Here is a 1,187-nt window from a genome sequence, read left to right on the forward strand (position 1 = left end):
TCGCTTGTATGCTGTCGCTTGTATGCTGGTACTTGAAGGGAGGAGGAGGGACAAGGCTCGATTCTGACTGTTGGCGCAGTACAGATCCGTGGGAGATTTCGCCCCTCCTCCTTTCACCCAAGCGCCGATAAAGAATGCATCTGGCTAGACCGACGATAGGAACAAGCCTGCGCCTCTGGGTGAGCCCTTCAAGTGCTCAAAACCATATCTCGGGGGGTGTTCAATGGCAATGTCGGTTTCTGTTTCCAAGCCAATCGTGGGCGTGGATGTCGCCAAAAATGAACTGGTGATCTACCAGACCGAACTGGATCTGCTGGAGACGCTTCCCAATAACAAGCCAGCCATCAAGAAATGGCTGAAAGCCTTGCCGGCACCGGTCGACGTAGCAATTGAGTCGACCAATATCTATCACTTGGAATTCGCCGATCTGGCCCATGATGCCGGCTGCACAATTTACATGGTCGGTGGCTATGAACTAAGTCACTACCGCAAAGGTGTGAAGGTTCGCGCCAAAACCGACGCGCTGGATGCAAAGCTGCTCGCCCGTTATCTGAAAAACGAATATGAAGAGCTTCACCCATGGACTCCACCATCGCCGCTGTATCGTCAGCTCTTGAGCCTTTTCCGCCGGCGCGCCGCGCTGGTTCAGGCACGAGTTGGCCTGGTACAGAGCTGGGCAAATGAGCCGCTGCTCAAAGCCGCTTTTGCCGAGCAAATAGCCTCAATGCAGAGGCTTGAAGTGCTGGTCGAGAAGATGATCAACGACCTCCTTAAAGAGGCCGGTTTACTTGCCCATCTAAGGCGCTGCATGAAAGTTGAAGGCATAGGTTTTTTGACTGGAGCTCGCCTGATCGCGGCGTTTCAACGGGGCGAGTTTAAAAACGCTGACGCATTCATCGCTTTTTTGGGGATGGATTTACGGGTTTCACAGTCGGGACAGAAGGACGGTCGCCGCAGTCTGACAAAACGAGGTGATCCGGAGGCGCGCCGACTTTTGCACAATGCAGCCATGTCGGCCAGCCGAACAGCAGCCTGGAAAGGTTTTTATGAAGAGCAACGAGCTAAAGGGTTCAGCACCACTCAGGCACTGGTGATTCTGGCCCGTAAACTTGCTCGGGTCGTATTCGCGCTACTGAAGGGGCAGAGCGAATACCAGCCGAAAGCAAGTTGAGGGTTTCCCCTCAACC

General features: G+C 54.0%; 1 protein-coding gene. It reads left to right on the plus strand.

What is annotated here, in order from left to right; all coding sequences use genetic code 11:
- Positions 1-223 precede the first annotated feature (223 nt).
- Positions 224-1,171, plus strand: a complete 948-nt coding sequence (locus AC1D2Q_RS29480; protein WP_477815538.1) for an IS110 family transposase — start codon at positions 224-226, stop codon at positions 1,169-1,171.
- Positions 1,172-1,187 lie beyond the last annotated feature (16 nt).

The organism is Pseudomonas sp. P1_A1, from assembly GCF_056406935.1.